The organism is Sphingobacterium sp. HMA12 (genome assembly GCF_002933815.1).
In the GTDB taxonomy this organism is placed as follows: Bacteria; Bacteroidota; Bacteroidia; order Sphingobacteriales; family Sphingobacteriaceae; genus Sphingobacterium.
In genome coordinates, this window is sequence record NZ_BEYR01000004.1 from 431,530 (window position 1) to 448,127 (window position 16,598).

Genomic DNA, 16,598 nt, shown 5'->3' on the forward strand with positions numbered 1-16,598 from the left:
AAAAATGAGTAGCTTTTGGTAAAGGAATTAATTATCGATTCAACTCCTGATAAAGGGGTAACTATTGCTTTACTACAAGACAAGCAGCTTGTTGAACTTAACCGCGAGCCCGCAAATAATAATTTCGCCGTCGGAGATATCTATCTCGGACGAATCAAACGGATTATGCCGGGGCTGAATGCGGCTTTCGTAGATGTAGGCTACGAAAAGGATGCTTTTCTACATTATCTAGATTTGGGTCCCCAAGTTCAATCTTTGCTAAAGCTTACACGTATCGTAAAGAATGGCAGTTATCAAGAGAAACTGCTCAATAGTTTAAAACTTGAAAAGGATATCGATAAAGCTGGTAAGATCTCTGATGTCTTGAGCAAAAATATGCTCGTGCCAGTTCAAATCGCCAAAGAACCCATCTCAACAAAAGGACCTCGTCTGAGCTCAGACCTTTCAATTGCAGGTCGTTTTGTCGTTTTGGTACCTTTCTCAAGTACTGTTTCCATTTCCAAGCGTATCAAAGGTAGTAACGAACGTAACCGACTTAAAAAGATTGTCGAAGGAATTAAACCAGCTAATTTTGGTGTAATCATCCGTACAGTCTCTGAAGGTAAAGGTGTCGAAGAACTACAACGTGACTTATTGGACCTGATCTCAAAATGGGAGCTATTTACCAAACGTCTTCGTAATGCTGAACCGCCACAAAAGGTTCTCGGCGAAATGGATCGTGCATCCACGATTCTACGGGATATCCTAACGGATGAGTTTTCGCATATTTATGTTAATGATCCTTCGATCTTCGAAGAAACAAAATCATATATACACGATATATCTCCAGACCTGGAGAAAATTGTAAAACTTTACAAACATAAAGAACCAATTTTCGACCATTTCGGAGTTGAAAAGCAAATCAAGGCAGCTTTTGGCAAGACTGTTACTTTGCCCGGCGGCGCGTATCTCGTTATTGAGCATACCGAAGCCCTGCACGTAATTGATGTCAATAGTGGTAACCGTTCTGCCAATAAGGAGAATCAGGAAGATAATGCATTGCTGGTCAATATGGAAGCAGCAAAGGAAATTGCGCGACAACTGCGTTTGCGTGATATGGGGGGAATTGTAGTCATCGATTTTATTGATATGCATAAACCCAATCATCGAAAAGAGTTGTATACGTTCTTAAAGGAATGTATGGTTTCGGATAGAGCGAGACACACGATTTTGCCACCAAGTAAATTTGGTCTAGTGCAGATCACCCGTCAACGCGTAAGACCTGAAATGAATATTGTCACAAACGAGAAATGTCCGGCTTGTGATGGTACAGGTGAAATCCGGTCAAGTATTGTCCTAATGGATGATATTGAAAATAATTTGAGTTTTATTCTTCAAGAACAGAATGAGAAAAAGGTGACCTTATGTGTTCACCCCTACATAGACGCCTACATTAAGTCTGGTTTGATTTCTAAAAGAATGAAATGGTTTATGAAGTACGGTAAATGGATTAAAGTAAATCCAATGACGTCATATTATCTAACTGAATTCCACTTTTTCAATGCGAAAGATGAGGAAATCAAGTTATAATAGAAAGAGATTAACGAAAAGGGTTAGTAGTAATACTAGCCCTTTTTTGTTATATCCAGTGGATCCTGATCCCGTCTTTTTCCATTTTTCGGAAGTAAGTCATTTGACGCTTGGCATATCGATGTATTTCCGTTTCTAATTTTGTGAGGAAGGTCGCGTAATCCAGTTGTTCAAGGAGATAAAGAGAAGCGTACTTATATTCTAATCCATAATATTGGAGTTGGTCATGGGAAATCCCCTCAGCTAATAATTGTTTGACTTCTTGTAAAAGGCCGTTTTCAATCCGCTCGTTCAGCCTCTTGCTAATACTTTCCCGCCTTTTCTCCAGCGGTGGATTTAATCCAATGACCAAAACTTCTAGGGTTTGCTGCTGTGGTTTGAAGCCTGGGTTTTGTTGGAGAAATTCCAGTATTTCGATGGCCCGTATGATACGCTTATTCGTAGAGTGGTCTATCTGAAAATCCAAAGGACATGTATAGGTATTTAGCCGCTGCAATAAGGCCGACGTGGTCTGCCCTATAAGTACTTCTTTAAATCCTGCTATACTGGGTATCAACGCATAGGGTGTCTGTTGGATAACACTTTGCAAATATAAACCCGTGCCCCCGCATAAGATTGTATGTTTATCTTTTTTTAAAATGGATTGATAGGCCTGATTGAAATCCGTGATAAAATTTCCGAGATTGTATTTTGTGCCAGGCTCTTGTATATCAATGAGATGATATGGAATGTTTTGATATTCGGCGAGGTCTTTTCCGGTACCGATATCCATGCGCCGGTAAATTTGACGGGAATCTGCACTGATAATTTCAGCATCAATTTGTTGGGCAAGCTGTACTGCCAGTTTGGTTTTTCCGGAGGCTGTTGGGCCCAGGATAACGATTACTTTCTCTTTTGGAAGGGGTGCCCCTTCCAAAAGAGAAAGTATATGTTCTAATCTGTCTATCACACGACAAATTTAGTCCATTTTTCTGTTCCTTCGTTATTTTTTACAACAGTATCGATGAAAGTCATTCCTCTTACACCATCGTAAACAGTTGGAAAATCTTGTTGCTCAGGTGTCGGTGTTCTGCCTTCACGTTTTGCGGTAACAGTCAATGCAAAGTTACGGTAGATGTTCGCAAAGGATTCCAATAACCCTTCTGGGTGACCCGCAGGGATACGCGTATTATGTGTGGCAAAAGAGCTCAACGTATATGGAGCCGCATAAGCGTTTCCTGTACGGTACAATTGGCGCGGCTGATCGAGCATTTTGATGATCAGGTTGTTCGGGTCTTCATTGGCCCATTCCAGGCCTCCTTTTTCTCCATAAATACGGATGCGGACAGCGTTCTCCTCTCCTGCTGAGATCTGTGACGCCATTAATACACCTTTTGCGCCATTTTCAAAACGTAATAATACCGAACCATCATCATCCAATAGACGGCCTTCAACAAATGTTGTCAAGTCAGCACATAATTCTTCGATTTTTAATCCTGAAACATATTCTGCAAGATGAGCTGCATGGGTACCGATATCTCCCATTACCAATGACTTGCCCGAGCGTTTCGGGTCTGCACGCCAAGCAGCACCTGCGTTGCCCTCACGTTCGGTTAAACGGCTTAACCAGCCTTGCGGGTATTCAACAACAATCTTTCTTATTTTACCAAAATGGCCTTCTTTTACCATTGCTTTGGCCTGTTTGACCATTGGATAACCCGAATAGGTATGTGTCAAACATAGCGTACGGCCTGTGCGTTCTACGGTCTCCTGCAATTCTTTTGCCTCTTCAACTGATACAGTCATTGGTTTTTCAACGACAACATCGAAGCCTTTTTCCAAAGCTAATTTAGCAGGAGCAAAATGCAAAAAGTTAGGTGTAACAATCGTTACAAAATCCATGCGTTCTCCCTCAGGAAGCAAAGATTCTTTTTCGATCATCTCTTCATAGTTTAGATAGACACGCTCAGGAGCTACAAATAAGTCTTCTCCAGATTGTTTTGAGATCTGTGGATCAATGCTAAATGCACCACAAACCAATTCAATCTTACCATCCATAAAAGCGGCGATGCGGTGTACGGCTCCAATAAAGGCGTCATTTCCGCCTCCGACCATACCCATGCGAAGTTTTCTCTTCATAACGTTATTATTTTTGATTATTTATTTTTCAAACTCTTAAAGTGTACAATATACACAATTTAGCTTATTTTATATATAAAATCATCTTGATGCTTCCCATGTTTTCCTTTAGAAAGCCGAGCGGAGCCTGATCTATCAATGCTTTTAGTTCTTCTTCGGTACGATAGGCATATCTTCGAGCACCAGCTACCCAGAAGTTGATCGGGTCCGTAATTTCTTTTGCGTTAAAGCCGATTTTTTCTAGGGAGGAATGTTGGCTCCAGTCCCGGTCTGTATAGGTCATGATATCCCCCGGGGAGAAGTCTTTTGAAAATGCTTTTATTAATTTGCTTAGTCCGCCGATGACATTGTAACCGGATTTATTACAAAAGCGTAATAATTCGAAAGAACGATACTCATCATTTTTATCGTTCATGCGACGCCCGCCGGAAAAAACAGCGATGGAAACGAGTTCGCCATGCTCATATAGGCCGTATCGATATTTTCCGGGTAGTGGACTCTGTAGGTGATGTTCCACGAGAAACTGATGACTTACTTTTTTGTCAATTCGGGCAACGACTGTATTTCGTGCATAAATGCGTCGATTATTCACCGATTTAGCGATAATGCGCTGGACAATGAGACCGAATTTTTCTACTAACTGATCTTCATCTATATGGATGCCAGATTCAGCTGTCTGGTGGCGTAAACGCTGTTCATTAGGGTAAATAAAGATTTTTTTTGTTAATTCAGAAGAGTCAATTTGTATAAATCCATCTAGTTCGGCCAGGGTTAGCTGCACTTCGAGCTGTCGTTCAAGTTCGATTTTGAACCGAATAACGAGATCTTTAAAGGATGTATTCATAACACAAAAGTAACCTTTATGTAAGTTTTGACGAAATATTCGCTTTTAATAATTATCCGTATCTTTGTACAAAATATAGTGGTGCTGTGAACTATTCCTGTTTATAAGACTTATACACAGATGGAGGCGAAGCAATATATCGGCCGCTAAGCCAGACTGGTGCTGCATAAGATAAATAGGCTATTCACAGGACGTTAAAAAACAAACCGAGTGTAACGAGTTCATGTATAACCGTGGAAATCGACACTTATTAAAATAATTATTTACATATGAAACTTCCGATAGTGGCGTATGGCGACCCTGTATTGAGAAAGGTTGCTGAAGAAATAGATGAAGACTATCCCGATTTAAAGAAACTGATTGATGATATGTTCGATACCATGTATGCCGCACATGGTGTTGGGATTGCCGCGCCACAAGTGGGCTTGCCAATACGCATGTTCGTTATTGATGCGACACCGTTTGCAGAGGATGACGAAGAGAATAAGGAAATGCTGAAGTCTTTTAAGAGAGTTTTCATCAACCCGATTATGGTCGATGAATCTGGTGAAAAGTGGGCATTTGGTGAAGGTTGCCTGAGCATCCCTGATATTAATGAGGATGTACTTCGTCATAAAAATATTCGTATCAATTATTTGGATGAAAATTTTGAAGAACACGAAGTGGATCTTACCGGATTAGCGGCACGTGTCGTGCAGCATGAATACGATCACCTTGAAGGGAAGCTGTTTACGGACAAATTGAGTACACTGAAGAAAACGATGTTGAAAGGTCGATTGGATGCGATCGCCAAAGGCAACATCCGGGTGAGTTATAAAATGAAATTCCCTCAGCAAAAGAAAAAGCGTTAGTCCAAACTAACGCTTTTTCTTATTTAGTCAACAGGATACCTTGCAAATTTCGGCACTCAATCCAGTCGGGGGAGATATAACCTGTACTTGACAGCGGTCATTCGAATCATAAAGACAATTCCAGCGGCGATAAAAGCTGCCCAGGACAAATCAAGATCGAGATGAACGAGCAAAATATAAATCAATCCACCCGCCAGACAGGCCGTTGCATACACTTCCTTTTTAAAGATCAAGGGGGTCTCATTGAGGAGGATATCCCGGGTCATGCCCCCACAAACGGCAGTAAACATACCGAAAATGATGGCTGCATAAACATTGCTTTCATAGTTTAATGACTTTTGTACACCTAAGATGGTGAAGAAGCTAATTCCTATAGCATCAAAAAGCGTCAGGGTGCGATAGTAACTATAGAGTTGTCGATTGAAGATAATAGCGATCAAGATGCCTAGAAATATAGCGATTAGATAATTGCTATCATTCACCCAAACGGGACGTAGGTTTAAAAATACATCACGCATGGACCCACCGCCAATCGCCGTCACAAAGCCCAAAAAAGCAGCCCCAAAGATGTCAATATCCTTACGTTTCGCAGACAAGGTGCCCGATATCGCAAAAAATAAGGTGCCAAGCAAATCGCTTAAATAAAAGTAGTTGGCATCAGTTATCATCGTAATATGTTTTTAAAAATAATTTCCCTATTTCTATAATCTATCTATGCGAGATTTCGACAAATTTAGGAGAAATCTCTGTAGTTTAAATTTACCGTCAGACGAATTGCCTTCAACCCTATAATTCCTTGCACGTCCTCCAGTTTGAGATGTTCGACACTGTTTTCGATGATTCCCATATCATAAATGGCCTGTATGCTCAGATTTAGGTCCTCCAAGATCTCATCCGAAAGATAGACAATGGCAATCTTATTGACCTGGGTGAGCCTTTCCTTCGTGCGTTTTATCCGTATCTTATCTATCCTTTTTTTGATGATTTCGTAACGGATATTTAGTGATCCCTCTACATCAAATCTACGCTCGTCTTCCCGAAAACTGATATCAATACTGTGCGGATTGATAAAAATAAGTTGGGTCGTTTCCAGGCCAAGTGGTAAATCCTGTTTTGCATGATGTGCTTTCAGTGCGATTCGGGCCATGGAGATAATTTGTTGCCGCCTAAAGATATTGATGAATTCTTTACTGAAAGTCTGTTGCGGTGTAATGGATTCGCCGATGTAGATATCGTATTCGATGCCATCAGTTCTGAATTTTTGGAAGTAAGAGGGATAATTCCCTTGGATAAAGCTGTTGAAATGATTGAGCTCTTTACTGATGATATGATTTACATGGCGCAATGAAGTTTCAAATTCATTCCTATAAAACTCTCCGGTATCCCGATTGGTAAAAAAGTGTCGGGCATAATGTTCGATAATGGCATATTTTGTGGGGAATTGCCTTCTGGCTTGATCGAGAAAAGGCTGTACATCCTTTCGGAAGAATTCAATGATCTTGACCATTGACTCATCAAAGGAGATCTGGTCGAGCGACTTGGTAATCTGATCGACTCGTTTTGAAAAATCAATAATCAACTGATATCTGCCATCCAAAGACAATTCGTCAATGAGAAGAGCCAGTTGTTTCACTTTGAAACCAAAATCCTTTAAAATTGAAGCATTACGGATGATGGTAGAATCTTTTACATCTATAGCGCCATAGAGCGGATAAACTTCTTCGAAAATAACAGGTCTGATATGTGCATTCTGCGCATCATTTTCGAACTCTTGAATATATTGAGCGGCAACATGATTAAACTTCCACTGTACTGCAGGCTGTATGGTCGTAAACCGGTTGATAATAATCTCATCAATACGTTTTTTGAACTCTGTCGTAATGTCGTGTGAAAGTTGAGATAATAAAGGCACAAGTTCACGGATTGAGTGCATGGTCTCATTTTCCAGCTGATCCAGCTGATAACTGTATATTTCTAAAATACCAGACAATGTATGATTATGTATCAATGGAATACACACGTAAGTCTTGACACCGGAAGCCTTGATACGTTCATCAAAAATGGATGTGGTATTTTTAATGGCATCTAGGGTATTGTAAAAGATAAGATGCGGATGTTTTAGGTAGTTTGCAACTTGCGGATTGATGTTTGTATAAGTATTGTTGGCGTAAGTTTCGGAAATTAAAATGCTTTTATTTGTAATGGAATAATCAAAAAAAGGAAGGCCGTTCAGCTGGAACAAGGGGAACAGACTGAAAATTGTATCTTCCCCTTTGAGGATCGGAGCGATAATCTTCTCCAGATCCGATAAAAAGAGGTGGTAATTATACGTTTCGAGATTCAATAAGATAGACTGTACTCGTTTGAGGGTATGTTCCAGACTACTCTTTTTGACAGTGAGGATGGTAAAACCTGACAATTCAAAATCTTCTATCTTAATAACATTGGCAACATTATTCCAGTCAAATAGGGAAGTGTCGTTGGTATTTTTGGTCAGACTTCCCACATCAAATTGCGGGAGTTCTTTTTTAGGTTTAATATCGACAAATTTAAAATCTATATTTAGATCATAATAATCAATAATTTCACCCTTTTCATCGAGATGATGATAGACGATCGTATTATTTTCTTTGGCGGGGAGTCCATATAAACGCTCGAAAATAAGCGCATACAACAGTTTTTCCTGATTGTTCAGAATCCCTCCATCTTGTATTTGATCCTGTATATCTTGTTCCTCCAGGTTATTTTTCCAGAGGTCAAAAAAAGCTTCAGTTCCATAAAATGTTTCTTCTGCGAGTGGTGTCGCGAGCGCCCAATAACGCTTAGGATCCGTATCAATAAGTGATACTGAAAGGCTATAGATAAGCTGTAAAATATCCCTATAAGCGCTTAGGTTGTGCATGCATAGCTTGCCACTGACTTGTTCAATTTCTCTTAGCCGTTCCAGTGCAAATGATGGAATCATATCATCAGAAGATACGCCGCTTTCAGTAAAGGATTCCAGATATCGAAAAAAAGATTCAAAATGAAGTTTTTTTTCGACTTTATGCAGCGTTTTTTTATCGTTGGTCAGATGTACTTTCTTTATTTCCATTTATTGATACCTTTAGAAGCGGAAGCCGGTGCTGAAATAGGGGTACCAGCCTTCATCGGATTTGGTCATGACGAAGTGAAGTGGCAACGCATTTGCCACGATGTAGTAAAGTCCGCCGCCGAATCCCTGATGGACTGTCTTACTGTTGTGATCTTTTGCCCAAACTTTCCCGATATCATACATACCCATGAGCCCTAGCTCTCCGGGTAGTACGTAGCTTTTTACTTCATGAATCTTAACCCGGGCTTCGAGGTTGTTGTAAACCATCTGTTCCCCAGCAAACCTATATTGACGAAAACCACGAAGATTCTCGTGACCGCCCAGAAAAAGATATTGATAGAATGTAGGGTTACCCACTACCGTTCCACCCCCTACTCTATTGGCGAATACGATGCCTTCATTCAGTGCACTAAAATAGCCTGTCATTTCTGCGCTTAATTGCGCTGAATTTCTGGAATGTTTATTTAAGCCCAAAAAAGAATGTAGGGCTGCCTTAACAAATAATCCTTTACTTGGGTTGATCTTACGGTTGCGTGTATCTTGCGTCAGAAAAGCGTTTAACCCGACAAAGGCTTTGTCATTGGTAATGGAAACACTATCATAGGAATGTAGTGCCTGCGGATTTAAGATAAAACGATCTTCATTTTCAATCGGATCCAGGTGGTAGAACTGGATATGTGGGCCAATAGCGTAATTCAGCGTCGATGATGGGTGCCACCGCAGTAGCGGATTGACATTGAAAATATTGAATCGGCTGCGGTAGTATTTCGCTCCATACTGATCTTTTAAAAATAGGGAATTGTTGCCCACTCCAAAGAAGTTCTGCGTATTGTCAGGCGCTTTTGCTAATGCATCAATGACGAAGTCTGCATTGCCGATAACATCTTCCCATTCACCGCGATAATGAATTTTATATGCACCGGTTCGGAATGCCGTAGCAACAGTAATCTGTTGTTTATAGGTAAAGGGTACTTTTCTAAACCCTCGCTGATGCGTATATGCCGCACCAAGTCCGAGAGAGAAGCCATCATCAGCGTTATAACCAGCTGTTAATAAGGGTAGCCAGGAGTTGTATAGATTGACGGGAACGAATTGTGTATTCAAGCTGTCCTTACCTTTATGTAGCCTGATTCGACCTTTTTCTCCTAAAAAAGTCGAATTGTTCGTATTCTCATAGAGCTTTATCCTTGATCTGCTCTTGTTGACTATATAGGTTTTTGGCAGACTATCGCCAATAATGCGCATTTTTATCGGCGAATTTACGTTATTTATGGATACCGAGTCCTGACCTTCAGAAAGGTATAACCGGATCTCTTTTGTTAAGTTCTTTTCATAAGTCTTGTCCATCAGGGTTTTGGTCAACTTTCCATCTTTGTTGATTTTGGACACATTGACTTTCAGTCCATTATCTTTGGTACTGGCAACCTCCACTTTTTCGTTTTTATCACTGAAATGGATATCGACAATATTATTGATAAAACGATAATATTCTTCCATTGCAGCTGGTAGAGCATCACGTCTGCTCTGAAGGGTACGGAAAATCTGTTCCCCACGAATGGCGATGGAGGATTGGGGTAAGCTGTTGACTGACTGCCGGAGCACCGAATCTGTCAAACGGGCAACAAACTGGTTTACCTCTTTTGTCCATTCTTTGTGGGAGAGTTGGTTACTGGGGTGTGCATTTAAAAATCTGGATTTGAAAAGAGAATACCGGATGCTTGGAATACCTGTCGTAAACCCCTGCATAACGGGGTTTACAAAACGCTGGTAAATGTCTTTCATCAAAAATCCCTGTGTAACACGCAAGGCCTGATCACGGTCCCGGGGAATGGGGATATAATCTTTGTCTTTATCGTCCGTATCCTGATTTTCATTATACCAACGCCATTGATCTTCATGGCGATCCCAGTCGCTTACAATCACATCCAGCATGCGGGCCCTAAGATAGGCCTTGGGTTTAAAATTATCGTCGTTGTCTTCCTGGAGCTTGCGAACTGCTTTTGGGCTGTTGTCGGAGTCGCCTAGAGGCTCCCGTTCTTCCAAAAGCGCAACCGTATTTTCGAATAATGGTGCGTATTCGCCAAGAATTGTGTCCGGAGCAACGACACCTATGATCGGATGTGCGTGTGGGACGTTGACCGCATTGGCCAGTGCCGGAATCATCAGCGCGGAATAAGGATGTTGGGCACTTGTCGCGTCATCCAGCACATCCTGTACAAAGGTGCCATGCAATTCTACTGGAATCAAAGATTCTGTCCGTTTATTGACTGATCGGAGTGCCCATTCCCTTCCTGTTGGATCGGTTAACCTCAGGGATACAGATTGCATCCCACCCCCCTGCTTGACGGGTGTGAGACCACCAAATAAATTAGAAAGCTGCAACAGGGGTAACGTGGTTTCGGCCGCCCATTCTTTACGGTAATTTTCTCCAAGAAATGATTTCTTAAATCTATTCGCCTGTCCATACTTTGCATTTGCTATGACGGTCGTACTGTCTTTAATCACTGCCTGCACCAGGGGCTGGTCTTTGTGTGGATCAGTTGCCGAGTTGGATCTGTTCTTCTGCTGAGCATAAGCTTGTGTCGTGAGAAAAAGTAAAAAGAATGGTAGTACCCGTTGCATGCTTATTATTTTTCAAATTTATAGATGATTCCTTTGTCTTGGTTGCCGGCTTCACTACTGATGTAAAGATTGAATTTTGAATCAAAGTTGATCCCCTCTGGTTGAGGAAATAGCTTTGGATCTAGTGAGGTTATGGATTTGACATGAAAATTTTCGTCCGTTACGACAAGCACCTTATCAATGGAGGATAAAATATACCACTCATTGCTGTCGTTTTTCTTTGCAAGGGCTGAAGGTTTGAATGTTTTTTTGATTTTTGGATCAAATTTTTTCAGTTCATCAATCTGAATGGCAAATTCGCCTTTGGGGCTAAATTTCCCATCACGATCAATGGAAAAAATATATCCTGTCGTTTGTGATTGTTTTTTGTCTACCCGGCATTCCTTACAGAGAACATACGCCAGGTTACTTGCCTTGTCTACAAAAAGGCCTTCATATTCTCCTTTGGGTAAAATATCTTTTTGTTCGGCAATCGCCTGTATGTTATCTTTCTCCGTGATAGGAAATGAATAGACAGCCCCATTGCTCTTTAAAATAAAAAAATGCGTCTTACTAATGCCAATATCTTCGTAATCGCCATCTTTTCCAAATGGGTTGAATGAAAGTTTTTGGCTTGGTAAATGGTATTTAAAAAGTAGCCCCTGTTCATCTTGAATAGCATAGATTTCTTCATCCTGACCTTCTAAAAATGCTATTCCTGATATTTCGAGCAGTTCATTGGGTAAGTTAATCTTTTCTCCAGCTGATAATTTATATGGAATCGACTGCTGCTGTTGGTTGTCTGCTATAGCGTTGGTTGGATTTGCCGCAGGTTCTTTGTTTGCATTACTGGGATTACAGGCCAGTAATACCGTGGAAATCATTCCTAACGCGAGAGCTATTAATCGTGTTGAGTCTTTCATCAATTTAGTTGTTTAAGTAATCAACAATTTGTTGTTGTGATTTATTACCAATCGGATGTTCTATTGGTATATTTTGTCCCATGTCATCAAGAAAAGTTGCTTCCATGTCGTCAGCGAATTGGATTTCAAAGAGCTGCTGGATCTTTTTGGCCAATACCGGCTCCATAATAGGAAAACAGGTTTCTATCCGACGGTAGATATTGCGATTCATCCAGTCTGAGGAACCTAAATATACCTTTGTATCCGCTTCATATTGAAATATAAATATTCTCCCATGCTCTAAATAGCGGCCTACGATCCGCTTTATTTCAATGTTTTCACTTAATCCCTTTACCTGAGGTTTAAGTCTGCATATTCCTCTGACTAATAATTGTATCTTCACACCGGCTTGACTCGCTTCATACAATTTATTGATTAACGATTCTTCCTCTAAATTGTTTAGCTTAATTTTTATCGAAGTAGCTTTACCCAGTTTTGCCTGAGCAATGTTTTGGTCAATCAAAGTAACAAAAGTTTGCTTTAGGTTGAATTGAGCAACCAAAAGCTCTTGAAAAGGGATATCGGTCGGCTTGTCCGGTTTCTTTCTATTGGGCAAAAATTCAAATAGCGAGCTTAGCTCCGCCGTCAACCGGCGGTTGGATGTCATCAAGAAATAATCGGTATATACCTTAGCGGTTTTCTCATTTAAGTTACCTGTTCCGAATAATGCACTCTCTTTTCCATCTTTTCGTTTGACAAGCGCAATTTTAGCATGTACTTTAAGGTTTGGGATACTATAACTGATCTTTACCCCCTGCTCTTTCATAATTCGTGACCAGTGAATATTATTGGCTTCATCAAAACGTGCTTTTAATTCAACAAATACACTCACCTTTTTGCCATTCCTTGCTGCGGTAGCCAGTGCTTGGGCGATATGCGAATCACCGGCAATTCGATAGAGTGTGGTATGAATTTCCGCTACATCAGGATTTATTGCCGCCTCGTTAAAAAATCTAAGAATGGGGTCAAATGATTCATAAGGAGTGCAGATCAACATATCATGCTGATCAAGCTGTTCGAAAATGGAACGCTCAAAGTCCTGATGTACTGCCAACTGTTGCTGTCTCGGGAAAGAAAGGTTATCCTGTTTTATTGGAAAGGAGAAAAAATCCTTCAGATTATGGTAATATCCTCCAGCAACGATACTGCTTTTTCGCAAGTCAAAAAGAACCGCAAGCCTTTCGATCAGCGGATTTGGAAAACCAGGCTGATGTAAAAATCGTGTAGCATAGCCGAGGTCCCTTTTATTGACCTCCGCTTCTATTTTTTGTGCGATATCGCCGTCAAACTCATCTTGTAAGTTGAGTTCAGCGTCTCGTGTAATTTTAAAGGAGTAGAAATTTAAACTGCTGTTTTTTATCAACCCGGGCAGAAATAGCTTAATAATATCGTCGATAAAGACAGTGTATGTCTTGGAATTGACCTGACAGGTAAAAAAACGATTGATACGATCTGAGGGAATGTTGACAATGAATAAATCTGTAGAATTATTGTCCGTCAGTGCGAAATACAGGTGGTTGTTGATCGGGAAAAATGAAAATTCTTCGTCCACAGAAATTATTTGCAGATAAGAGGCCACCGTACTAAAAAAATAATTGGCTACAAGAGGCTTTACCGCTAACGGAATTTCCTGGTTATAGATCAGTATAATATTTTCGTCAGCCAGCTGATGAATGATATCAGTTAGATAGAACCCGAATTTTTCCTGTTGTTTTTCAATAATTTTAGATGCCTTTTTATACGTTCCAATATCAATATTCGTGAAGGTTTGTTCACTAGTCTTCTTTTTTATTTTCTTCCATGCCATTAGTACGGGCATCCGTACACGGTAGAACTCATCTAAATTTGATGAAAAGATGGCGAGGAACTGAAGTTTTTCCAATAGTGGGACCTCCTGGCGCCCAGCCTCGCTAAGCACCCTGTCATTAAAGGAAAGCCAGCTGATATCTCTATTGATATATAGGTCTTTTTTTTTATCCATATAAATTTGTTTATCCATCAGTCCATTTTTCCTTTAAAGTTATTATTCATTAAGTATGTATTTTAATGGTATTCAGGCGCTCCTTTACTCATTAAATTAATATTTTAAGGTATTTGTGAGCTTACTTCATTCGGTTTACTCGGTTTGAATAAAGCATGGTGGCTTCATCTGAAAAATAATCTAAGACGCAATGAAGTTAGAGGAGCTTGATCTATATTCATAATAACGTGGCGATCACAAAAGAAATCACCGATATGACCAGGCCAAACATAAAAATACCATAGGCATAACGTAATAACTTATATTTTCTGCCTAAAACTACCCCTTGGGAATAAACATCTTTTGTAAGCATACCGTATAAAAATTCGGAATCGATCATTACTTTTTGCATCCCCTCGTTATAATCATCGAGTTTCATTTTATAGAAATTCCCAAAAAATAATAGATTGACGGTTTTATTTTCTATTTCCTGTTTTGAAAACTTCCCAGATGGTATTTTGGGAATAGTCGATAATATGGCCATAACCATGGTCGCCACAACAATCACTGTGAGAATAATTGTTGGGAAGATCAGATGTTCGTTACTATCTAATTTTCTGAATAATACGGCAATAACAACAGATAGAATAATGGAATTGACGGTCAATAATATATTGGCCTTATTGTCTGCCATATCGCTCAGTCGTTGGTTGTTGGACGATGTTATCCGAAACATTGTCTCTATACCACGCTCAGGTTTGACACTTTTATCTTTCTCTTTTTTTGTTTCTTTCTTGTCTTCTTTTTTCTTGTCCTTGGATTTTTCCTGCTTACGTTCAAGTTCTTTTAAGTTTTCCTCTTTCTTTGCATTGAGTTTCTGCTGGGCATAGGTCGTGTGGTAATGGTGGCTTGTTAAAAGCTTTATTGTGCCCGCACGCCAAACGTCTTTGTCAATTTCTTTGCCTAATACGGCTTCGGCTTCGGCTTTCATGAGCTTATTCCTGTTCTCAAAATCATCACTGCCAAAATGAAACAGGTCGGCGTCGCATAGAATCTGTTCCAAAAGGTTATTTGGGTCTTGCGGCATTCTGGTGGCTAGAATACAACCTTTTATTTTCTCTTTTGCCTCTTCGGATACGCTTTTATCTGCTAGGAAGTCTAAAGCAATTTCTACGCTTCTCTTCTCATGGCCAATGGCATTGTCAGATTTTACATAACCCAAATCATGAAAATAGGCAGCACTGATCACAATAAAATGATCTTCGTCATTTAACTTATAAAATGACGAAATCTCTTCTGCCGCCTGTACTACTGAATGTGTGTGCAGACTGTTGTGAAAACAATGACAGGAAGAGATATTCTGTATAATATAAGTGTTAGAATATTCTTCTACTTGTTTTAAAAGCTTATTATAATCTATCATGACCAATATGATTTTTATTTAGAATAAAAGTATTCAATATCTTTAACATCTTATATATATGTGATCCCTTTTCGTAAATTTTTGATCTAGATCAAGGTTAATACACTTAAAAACAGATAAGCTCATTTTTTCTTTGTGCTGCGTATACCCTTTAAGTTTTTTTACTTAAGTATAATTGTTGTGTATGGATTTCGTGAGAATAGTTGTGATCATTTTTGCTTTTCGAGGTACCATGTCCGGCTGTTGTTATTTAATTAAGTCCTCTGGGCATTTTGATAAGTGGCGGCTTCTCCTCTACCTTTTTATTTTTTAACCTAATATGATTAGTTGTCGTTGCGGTTGGTGATGAATTAGGTTTTTCGGAGCTTGATGCCAAGAGGGAGTGCTTTTTGTACTACGCGAGAAGTACAATACTTAAGTTAGTATATATTCTGCTGTAGGTCTCTTGCTCGCGACCACATGCCCCCTATCGTTGTTGGTTAAAATAGCTCGAAAGGATTCGCTTTTTATTATTGTATCAACAATTTAATATTAAGTTATATAATAGTTTAGACGTAATCTAGACTTAGTTTAGAATTTAGTTAGGTTTAGTTTAGCTTTTAGCTAAACTAAACCTAACTAAGACCTAAGTAAAACCTAAACAAACCCTAACTAAACTACGAATTTCTTGTCATCTTAGTAAGTCCGCTTTTGCCTTGTTTTTCTGCGGCCTCTTCGGTTTGTTTGTGACTGCGGTTTTTATGCCTGTCTACCGTTTCATATCTTCTGATCCGGGAGATCCGGCTCATCGGATTTATTTCGGTGTTGTTCCGCCGCCTTTTTCCCGCTTTTCCTGCCCGGAAGCCTTTCCTACGGCCCTCCGGTCAGTTGCCGGGAAAAACAATCGGTCAAGTTTCCAGTGAGTTAGGGGAATATTGAAAGAAAATAAAACAAAAGGCTTGGAAGTTTGTTAGTAAACTCCCTATCTTTGCACCACTCCGCAAGGGAGGCAGGGTTACTTCGAAAGAAGGAACCGATGAAAAAAGAAGGGTTTAAGTGAGTTCGACAGGATTTAAAATCCCGCCCAGTTTATTTTAAACGCTGAAATCGAAAAAAAGAAAAAGAAAAAAAACTTCAGAAAGTTTTTGGAAGTTCAGAAAAGATTTCTACCTTTGCAGTCCCAACGGAAACGGAGGG

Annotated in this window: 11 protein-coding genes; 2 read left to right on the forward strand and 9 right to left on the reverse strand. The window is 39.9% G+C overall.

The genetic code is table 11. The features are described 5' to 3' along the window. Positions 1 to 15 precede the first annotated feature (15 nt). Positions 16 to 1,569 carry an Rne/Rng family ribonuclease gene (locus HMAT_RS21020; protein WP_077436961.1) on the forward strand — a complete coding sequence of 518 codons (1,554 nt, stop codon included), beginning with the start codon at positions 16 to 18 and terminating at the stop codon, positions 1,567 to 1,569. 49 nt (positions 1,570 to 1,618) lie between these two features. Here HMAT_RS21020 and miaA read toward each other — a convergent pair whose 3' ends face one another. The 3 genes from miaA to HMAT_RS21035 all read right to left on the reverse strand — a co-directional run bounded on the left by miaA (position 1,619) and on the right by HMAT_RS21035 (position 4,531). Beyond that, positions 1,619 to 2,518, reverse strand: coding sequence for a tRNA (adenosine(37)-N6)-dimethylallyltransferase MiaA (gene miaA, locus HMAT_RS21025; protein WP_104384820.1), 900 nt, complete (start codon positions 2,516 to 2,518; stop codon positions 1,619 to 1,621). Then, the gene (locus HMAT_RS21030) at positions 2,515 to 3,687 is read right to left on the reverse strand and encodes a Gfo/Idh/MocA family protein (protein ID WP_104384821.1); all 1,173 of its coding nucleotides are present in this window, start codon (positions 3,685 to 3,687) and stop codon (positions 2,515 to 2,517) included. Before HMAT_RS21030 ends, miaA begins: the two co-directional genes overlap by 4 nt. A gap of 64 nt (positions 3,688 to 3,751) precedes the next feature. Further along, positions 3,752 to 4,531 (reverse strand): hypothetical protein, encoded by a 780-nt coding sequence (locus HMAT_RS21035; RefSeq protein ID WP_104384822.1) that lies wholly within the window; start codon positions 4,529 to 4,531, stop codon positions 3,752 to 3,754. Between the two features lie 269 nt (positions 4,532 to 4,800). On the opposite strand from HMAT_RS21035, the gene def reads away from it, so the two are divergent. Then, on the forward strand, positions 4,801 to 5,382 hold the full coding sequence (def, locus tag HMAT_RS21040) for a peptide deformylase (RefSeq protein WP_104384823.1): 582 nt from the start codon (positions 4,801 to 4,803) through the stop codon (positions 5,380 to 5,382). 56 nt (positions 5,383 to 5,438) lie between these two features. Here the strand turns inward: def and HMAT_RS21045 are convergent, their stop codons facing one another. The 6 genes from HMAT_RS21045 to HMAT_RS21070 form a co-directional block, all read right to left on the reverse strand. After that, positions 5,439 to 6,050, reverse strand: a complete 612-nt coding sequence (locus tag HMAT_RS21045) for a trimeric intracellular cation channel family protein (protein WP_104384824.1) — start codon at positions 6,048 to 6,050, stop codon at positions 5,439 to 5,441. 65 nt (positions 6,051 to 6,115) lie between these two features. Further along, complete coding sequence (locus tag HMAT_RS21050) at positions 6,116 to 8,476, reverse strand: GAF domain-containing protein (protein WP_104384825.1); 2,361 nt, start codon at positions 8,474 to 8,476, stop codon at positions 6,116 to 6,118. Between the two features lie 12 nt (positions 8,477 to 8,488). Further along, a complete protein-coding gene (locus tag HMAT_RS21055; protein WP_104384826.1) occupies positions 8,489 to 11,098 on the reverse strand; it encodes a BamA/TamA family outer membrane protein in 2,610 nt (869 codons plus the stop codon). Positions 11,099 to 11,103: 5 nt separating this feature from the next. Then, positions 11,104 to 12,000, reverse strand: a complete 897-nt coding sequence (locus HMAT_RS21060) for a hypothetical protein (protein ID WP_104384827.1) — start codon at positions 11,998 to 12,000, stop codon at positions 11,104 to 11,106. Between the two features lie 4 nt (positions 12,001 to 12,004). Continuing rightward, entirely contained in the window at positions 12,005 to 14,020 is a 2,016-nt protein-coding gene (ppk1, locus tag HMAT_RS21065; protein ID WP_104384847.1) for a polyphosphate kinase 1, read from the reverse strand. Positions 14,021 to 14,237: 217 nt separating this feature from the next. After that, the gene (locus HMAT_RS21070; protein ID WP_233789479.1) at positions 14,238 to 15,422 is read right to left on the reverse strand and encodes a Pycsar system effector family protein; all 1,185 of its coding nucleotides are present in this window, start codon (positions 15,420 to 15,422) and stop codon (positions 14,238 to 14,240) included. Positions 15,423 to 16,598 lie beyond the last annotated feature (1,176 nt).